The sequence below is a fragment of the Microbacterium sp. HMWF026 genome (genome assembly GCF_003061325.1).
Classification (GTDB): Bacteria; Actinomycetota; Actinomycetes; order Actinomycetales; family Microbacteriaceae; genus Microbacterium; species Microbacterium testaceum_E.
This window is the reverse complement of sequence record NZ_QAJB01000148.1, coordinates 1-7350: the sequence shown is the minus strand read 5'-3', so window position 1 is coordinate 7350 and position 7350 is coordinate 1. Positions and strand designations below refer to the sequence as shown.

General features: G+C 71.7%; 6 protein-coding genes. 5 read left to right on the top strand and 1 reads right to left on the bottom strand.

Features of this window, described 5'->3' with window-relative positions:
• Positions 1-128 precede the first annotated feature (128 nt).
• Positions 129-1013, top strand: a complete 885-nt coding sequence (locus DBR36_RS06445) for an SURF1 family protein (protein WP_108318089.1) — start codon at positions 129-131, stop codon at positions 1011-1013.
• Positions 1014-1299: 286 nt separating this feature from the next.
• Here DBR36_RS06445 and DBR36_RS06440 read toward each other — a convergent pair whose 3' ends face one another.
• The gene (locus tag DBR36_RS06440; RefSeq protein ID WP_108318087.1) at positions 1300-2898 is read right to left on the bottom strand and encodes an ABC-F family ATP-binding cassette domain-containing protein; all 1599 of its coding nucleotides are present in this window, start codon (positions 2896-2898) and stop codon (positions 1300-1302) included.
• Between the two features lie 290 nt (positions 2899-3188).
• Between DBR36_RS06440 and DBR36_RS06435 the strand changes: the two genes are divergently transcribed.
• From DBR36_RS06435 to DBR36_RS06420, 4 genes are read left to right on the top strand one after another with little or no spacing between them, the layout of a single operon-like run.
• Positions 3189-4220 carry an iron-siderophore ABC transporter substrate-binding protein gene (locus DBR36_RS06435; protein WP_108318086.1) on the top strand — a complete coding sequence of 344 codons (1032 nt, stop codon included), beginning with the start codon at positions 3189-3191 and terminating at the stop codon, positions 4218-4220.
• 25 nt (positions 4221-4245) lie between these two features.
• Positions 4246-5292, top strand: coding sequence for an iron ABC transporter permease (locus tag DBR36_RS06430; protein ID WP_108318085.1), 1047 nt, complete (start codon positions 4246-4248; stop codon positions 5290-5292).
• Positions 5289-6365, top strand: a complete 1077-nt coding sequence (locus tag DBR36_RS06425) for an iron chelate uptake ABC transporter family permease subunit (protein ID WP_258222596.1) — start codon at positions 5289-5291, stop codon at positions 6363-6365. The genes DBR36_RS06430 and DBR36_RS06425 overlap by 4 nt, the downstream gene beginning before the upstream one ends.
• 52 nt (positions 6366-6417) lie before the next feature.
• A complete protein-coding gene (locus DBR36_RS06420) occupies positions 6418-7242 on the top strand; it encodes an ABC transporter ATP-binding protein (protein ID WP_108318084.1) in 825 nt (274 codons plus the stop codon).
• The last annotated feature ends 108 nt before the right edge of the window (positions 7243-7350 follow it).

Below are 7350 nucleotides of genomic sequence, written 5' to 3'. Positions count from 1 at the left end.
CCCGTACACCCCGCGGGTGGGACCCCCGCCGCGAGCGACGTACCCTTGAGAGCGTGGCCAGGGAAGACGACGTGAACGCGCGCGACGCGCGCGCCCGCGACGCTGCCCACCCCGCCCCGCGTCGCGAGATGCGCGCGGCCGGCCGCTGGGCGATCTACATCGGCGTCGCGATCCTCTTCGCCGTCGCGTGCGGGTTCCTGTCGCACTGGCAGTTCTCGCGCAACGCGGAACGCAGCGAGCAGCTGCAGCTCGTCGCCGACAACTACGACGCCGCCCCCGTGGCCCTGGGCGACCTGCTCGCCCCGGGCGCCGAGCTCTCCCCCCAGGACGAGTGGCGACCCGTCCGCCTGCAAGGCAGCTACCTGGCCGACGAGCAACTGCTCGTCCGCAACCGCGCGCACGGAGGATCCGCCGCTTACGAGCAGCTCGTGCCGTTCCGGCTCGACGACGGCCGGGTCTTCCTCGTCGATCGCGGTTGGCTTCCGCCGGGCAATCAGCAGGCCGCCCCCGACGACATCCCCGCTCCCCCGTCCGGCGACGTCGTCGTCGAGGTGCGTCTGCGCCCGGGCGAGGCGGCCCCCTCATCGGGTCGCAGTGCCGAGGCCGGGCAGGTGCCCACCATCAACCTGGGCCTGGTCGCCGAGCAGACGGGTCCGATCGAGCCGGGTGCCTACGGGCTGATCATGTCCGAGACGCCCGCGCCGGCATCCGCCCCGTTCACCGTCGACCCGCCGAGCGACGACCCCGGACCGTACCTGTCGTACGCGGTTCAGTGGATCCTGTTCGCCGTGATGGGGTTCGGTTTCATCGGGTACGTGATCGTCAACGAGCGCAAGCTCCGCCGCGAGGACGCCGAAGACGAGGACGACCTCGACGTCGCCCCGCCCGCGGCCCCCGTGCAGACGGCCGACACCGGCCGCCGCCGCGTCGACCCGGTCGCCCTGCACCGCGCGCGCAAGCGCCCCCGCGATCGTGACGCCGACGACGAAGACGCCCTTCTCGACGCGCACTGAGAGAACGGGGCGCCACCGACGGACCGCCGGGCGTCGGGACACGCCCGCGCACGGGGCGACGCCGCGGCCGTTCCGCGCGAATCGTCGAGGTCCCGGCATACATCCGCAGAGCGAAGCCGGCGTTCCCGCCGGCCGAGCGTCATGCGTCCACCCGCATCAGACCGTCACGGAACGAGCACGGGGGTCGACGCCGACAGGACGATGAAGCGCCCGGGGCGCTCGTCCCGACGGACGAGGCCTGCGCCTCCTCGTGTCGCGACCCGCCGTTCCGGCTCGCGCGCCCCGATCAGGCCAGCGTGATGAGGTCGGCGTAGTCGCGACCCCAGATGTCCTCGACACCGTCGGGCAGGATGAGCACGCGCTCGGGGTTGAGCGCCTCGACGGCGCCTTCGTCGTGCGAGACCAGCACCACAGCGCCCTCGTAGTGCGCGAGGGCGCCGAGGATCTCTTCGCGCGACGCCGGGTCGAGGTTGTTCGTGGGCTCGTCCAGCAGCAGCATGTTCGCCGAGGACACCACGAGCGTCGCGAGAGACAGACGCGTCTTCTCGCCGCCCGACAGCACGCCCGCGGGCTTGAGCACGTCGTCGCCGACGAACAGGAACGATCCGAGCACCTTCCGCGCCTCGGTCGCGGTGATGTGCGGAGCGGCCGACATCATGTTGTCGAGCACGGAGCGACCCACGTCGAGGTTCTCGTGCTCCTGCGCGTAGTAGCCGATCTTGAGGCCGTGGCCGGGCTCGAGCTGACCGGTGTCGGGCTTGTCGACGCCCGCAAGGATCCGCAGCAGCGTCGTCTTTCCCGCGCCGTTGAGACCCAGGATGACGACGCGCGACCCGCGGTCGATCGCCAGGTCGACGTCGGTGAAGATCTCGAGCGAGCCGTACGACTTCGACAGACCGGATGCCATGAGCGGCGTCTTGCCGCACGGTGCGGGCTTGGGGAAGCGCAGCTTCGCCACGCGCTCGTCCTGACGCACGTCATCCAGGCCCGAGAGCATCTTCTCGGCGCGCGCGACCATCTGGTGCGCGGCGGCGGCCTTCGACGCCTTGGCACCGAAGCGCGCGGCCTGCAGCTGCAATGCCGTGGCCTTCTTCTCGACGTTGGCGCGCTCCTTCTTGCGGCGCTCCTCGTCCGCTACCCGCTGGCGCAGGTAGTTCTTCCAGTTCATGTTGTAGACGTCGATGACCTGGCGGTTGGCATCCAGGTAGAAGACGCGGTTGACCGTCTCGCCCACGAGCTCGACGTCGTGCGAGATGACGATCAGGCCGCCCTTGTACCCCTTGAGGAACTCGCGCAGCCACACCACGCTGTCGGCGTCGAGGTGGTTGGTCGGCTCGTCGAGGATCATCGTCTGCGCGTCCGAGAACAGGATGCGCGCGAGTTCGATACGGCGCCGCTGACCACCCGAGAGGGTCTTGAGGGGCTGATCCAGGATGCGGTCCGGCAGCGAGAGGTTGTGGGCGATGGATGCCGCTTCGGCCTCGGCCGCGTAGCCACCGGCGGCTTCGAACTGCTCGGTGAGCCGCGCGTACTTCTTCATCGCCTTGGCGGCGATCGCGGCGTCGGCGTCGCCCATCGCCATCGAGGCCTCGTGCATGCCGAGGGCGAGCGAACCCAGGCCGCGGGCGTCGAGGATGCGCGTGCGCGCCAGCATCTCGGGGTCGCCCGAGCGGGGGTCCTGCGGCAGGTAGCCCAGTTCTCCCGAGCGGTCGACACCGCCGTTCGAGGGCAGCAGGTCGCCGGCGAGCACCTTGGTCAGCGTCGTCTTGCCCGCGCCGTTGCGCCCGACGAGGCCGATCTTGTCGCCGTCGGACACGCGGAAGTCCACGTCGGACATGAGCACGCGGGCACCCACGCGGATCTCGAGGTCGTGCACGGCGAGCACAGCGAACGTCCGTTCAGTCGGGGAAGGAGGAGCGGCCGAAGACTGGCCAGCCACCCAGTATAAGCCGCGCCCCTGCGAGCCTGCCGACAGCCCGTCATGGGCGCCCTGTCCGCCGCCGTCGCGGACCGATCCGACTGCGGGATGCCGCTCTCCGGCACCACGAACGGCCCGCTCCTCGGGTGTCTCGGCGTCGAGACGAACCGGCGGGCCTGGGGCCTCCGGGTTTGCGTTCTCACCCGGCGCCTCACCTAAACTAAGCATATCCTTACCTAACACGCAGGAGGCTCTTCGTGTCCCGATACCGCGCCCTGACGGCACTCGCCGTCGGTTCCGCCCTCGTCCTGACCGGCTGCGCCGGCACCTCGGCCGCCCCCGGCGACCAGGAGGCCGCGTCCGGTGACGCCGGTTTCCCCGTCACGATCGAGCACGCCCTGGGCGAGACCACGATCCCCGCCGCGCCGAAGCGCGTCGTCACGGTCAGCTGGGGCAACCAGGAGGCCGCCCTCGCCCTCGGCGTCGTCCCCGTCGCCATGCCCAAGGTCACCTGGGGCGACGAGGACGGCGACGGCATGCTGCCCTGGGTCAAGGACAAGCTCGACGAGCTCGGCGCCGAGACGCCCGTCCTCATGGACGAGACCAACGGCTTCGACTACGAGGCCATCGCCGACGCCAAGCCCGACGTCATCCTGGGCGCCTACTCGGGCATGACGCAGGAGCAGTACGACACCCTCAGCAAGATCGCCCCCGTCGTGGCCTACCCCGAGATCGCCTGGGGCACCACCTGGCAGCAGATGACGCTGACGGATGCCAAGGCACTGGGCCTCGAGGATCAGGCCGAGGCTTTGGTCTCCGACCTCGAGAAGCACGTCACCGACACCGCCGCGCAGTACACCGCCCTCGCCGGCAAGAAGTCGCTGTTCACCTACATCGACCCGACCGACCTCAGCACCGTCGGGTACTACTCCACCAAGGACCCCCGCGCCACCTACCTCGACGAGCTCGGCCTGACGCCCTCGTCCGCCGTCGAGACCTCGAGCGCCTCGGGCGACACCTTCTGGTTCACCGAGAGCACCGAGAACATCGAGAACTTCTCGGACGTGCAGGTCCTCACCGGCTACGGCACCGACGACACCCTCGCGCAGCTGCAGGCCGATCCGCTGTGGTCGCGCATCCCCGCGATCGCCAACGGCGCGGTGGCGTTCCTGCCCGACAACACCACGATGGCGGCGGCCGGCAACCCCAGCCCCCTGTCGATCGGTACGACCTGGGGCGACGAGTACATCGCCCTGGTGGGAGCGGCCGCCGAGAAGGCCGCGTCCTGATGACCGCCCTCGACGCGTCGGCGCGATGACCGCTCTCGCTGCGGCATCCACCGTCCCCGGCGACGCCCGCGTGCGTCGCTGGGGACGGCGGCGCGTCGTCGGCCTCACCGCCCTGGTCGTCGTCCTCGTCGTCGCCGCGGTGCTCTCGGTGACCTTCGGCGCCCGCGACGTGACGGCGTCCGACGTCTGGGCGGGGCTGGCCGGTTCGACCGACACCGCCTCGGCCGCGGCCGTCGCCAAACGCATCCCGCGCACCCTGCTGGCGATCCTGGTGGGTGCGGCCCTCGCCGTCTCGGGTGCGGTCCTGCAGGGCGCGACGCGCAACCCGCTCGCCGACCCGCAGATTCTCGGCATCAACGGCGGAGCCGGCCTGGCCATCGTCAGCGGCATCGCCTTCTTCGGACTGAGCTCGCCCTCGATGTACATCTGGGTCGGCATGCTCGGCGCCGCGGGCGCGGCCGTGCTCGTCTACGCGATCGGCTCCCTGGGCTCCGGCGGCGCCACCCCCCTGCGGCTCGCCCTCGCCGGCGCCGTCACCGCGGTCGCCTTCAGCTCGCTGACGAGCGCGATCCTGCTGCCGCGCACCGATGTTATGAACGTCTTCCGCTTCTGGCAGATCGGCGGGGTGGGCGGCGCCACCCCCGAGACCGTCGGGCAGGTGCTGCCCTTTCTGATCGTCGGCCTGATCGTGTGCCTCGCCAGCGCCCCCGCGCTCAACACCCTCGCGCTCGGCGACGAGCTCGCGGCGGGCCTCGGCGCCCGCGTGCGCACGGCGCGCCTGATCGCCACGGCCGGCGCCGTCGTCCTGTGCGGCGCCGCGACCGCCGTGGCCGGGCCCATCGGCTTCGTCGGGCTCGTCATCCCGCACATGCTCCGCCTGATCGTCGGGGTCGACCACCGGTGGCTCCTCCCCGTGTCGGCCCTGGGCGGGGCGGCCCTGCTCACGCTCGCCGACGTCGTCGGGCGCGTGGTCGCCCGCCCCGAAGAGATCGAGGTCGGCATCGTCACCGCCCTCATCGGGGCCCCCTTCTTCATCGCGCTCGTGCGCCGGCAGAGGATGCGTGCCCTGTGACCACGTCCCTGCCCCGTCCCGGCCTCCTGCCGTCCTCTGCGCCCGAGACCCTGGCATCCGTCGTCTCCGGTCGGCGGCGACGCCGTCGGCGGTGGACCCTGGTCACGGCGGTCCTCGCCACGCTGGTGCTGGCGTCGTTCGCCCTGAGCCTCATGCTCGGACAGACCTTCTACTCCCCCGCCGAGGTGTGGGGCGTCCTCACCGGTCAGCGCGTCGCCGGCGCCTCGTTCACCGTGGGCGAGCTGCGCCTGCCCCGCGCGACGACCGCCCTGCTCACCGGCCTGTGCTTCGGCATGGGCGGCGTCGTGTTCCAGACGATGCTGCGCAACGCCCTCGCGAGCCCCGACGTGATCGGCATCAACACCGGCGCGAGCGCGGCCGCGGTGATCGGCATCGTCGTCCTCGGCTGGGGCGAGACCGCGGTGTCGTTCCTGGCGATGGGCGCGGCCCTGGTCGCCGCGCTGGCGATCTACTTGCTGTCGTACCGCGACGGCAGCTCGGGCGCGCGTCTCATCCTCGTCGGCATCGGCGTCGCCGCGATGTGCCAGGCGGTCGTGTCGTACGTCATCGCGCGCGCCGCGCAGTACGACCTGCCCGCCGCGATGCGCTGGATCACCGGCGACCTCAATGACGCCACCTGGGATCGCGCCCTGCCCGTCCTGTTCGCGGTGCTCGTCCTGGGGCCGGTGCTGCTCGTGCTGTCGGGCCGCCTCGAGATCCTGCGCATGGGCGACGACACCGCCGCCGCCATCGGCCTGCCCGTCGAGCGCAGCCGCCTGCTGCTGATCGTGGCGGCCGTCGGTCTGCTGGCCTTCGGCACCGCCGCAGCGGGGCCCATCGCCTTCGTGTCGTTCCTGGCCGGACCGATCGCCGTCCGACTGCTGGGTCCCGTCGGCTCGCCCGTGCTGCCCGCGGGACTGATGGGGGCGCTGCTCGTCCTCGTCGCCGACTTCGCCGCGCAGTACGCGTTCGGCACGCGCCTGCCGGTCGGTGTGATCACCGGCGTGCTCGGTGCGCCCTACCTCGTCTTCCTGCTCGTCCGCAGCAGCCGATCCGAAGGAACGTCGCTATGACCCCCCGCGACACCGCGACCCGACCGACCGCACGCACCGAAGGGATTACGCGATGACCGCCGAGCGCACGCTGAGCGCCGAGGGCGTCACCCTCGCCTACGGAGACCGCACGATCGTCGACACGCTCGACCTCTCGCTGCCCCCCGGTCGGGTCACGGCGATCGTCGGCGCCAACGCGTGCGGCAAATCGACCCTGCTCAAGGCCATGGCGCGTCTGCTGACCCCGAGCGCGGGCCGGGTGCTGCTCGACGGCAAGGCCATCCACCGGATGCCGACCAAGCAGGTCGCCCGCGTGCTCGGCCTGCTGCCCCAGTCGCCGGTCGCTCCCGACGGGATCGCCGTGTCCGACCTCGTCAGCCGGGGCCGACACCCCCACCAGGGCGCCCTCTCGCGGTGGACGCGGACCGACGACGACGCCGTCGCGCGAGCACTGGACGCGACCGACACCGCCCACCTCGCCGACCGCCACGTCGACCAGCTCAGCGGCGGCCAGCGCCAGCGCGTCTGGATCGCGATGGCCCTCGCGCAAGAGACAGACGTCCTGCTGCTGGACGAGCCGACGACGTTCCTCGACATCAGCCACCAGATCGACGTGCTCGACCTGCTCACCGACCTCAATCGCGAACGCGGCACGACGGTGGCCATGGTGCTGCACGACCTGAACCTCGCGGCGCGCTACGCCGACCACCTGGTGGCGATGGCCGCGGGACGCATCGTCGCCGCGGGAACGCCCGACGAGGTGCTCACCGAGGACACGGTGCAGGAGGTCTTCGGCCTGCGCAGCCGCGTCGTGCCCGACCCGCTCACCGGCCGCCCGATGATCGTGCCGATCGGACGCCACCACACGGTGGTGGACGAGACGATCAGCGCGAGCTGATCGCGCCCGCCCGATCGGGCGCGCTCCCCACGGTCGTGGAGGAGACGATCAGCGCGAGGCTGATCACGCCCGCACGATCGAGCTCGCTCCACACGGTCGGGGACGAGA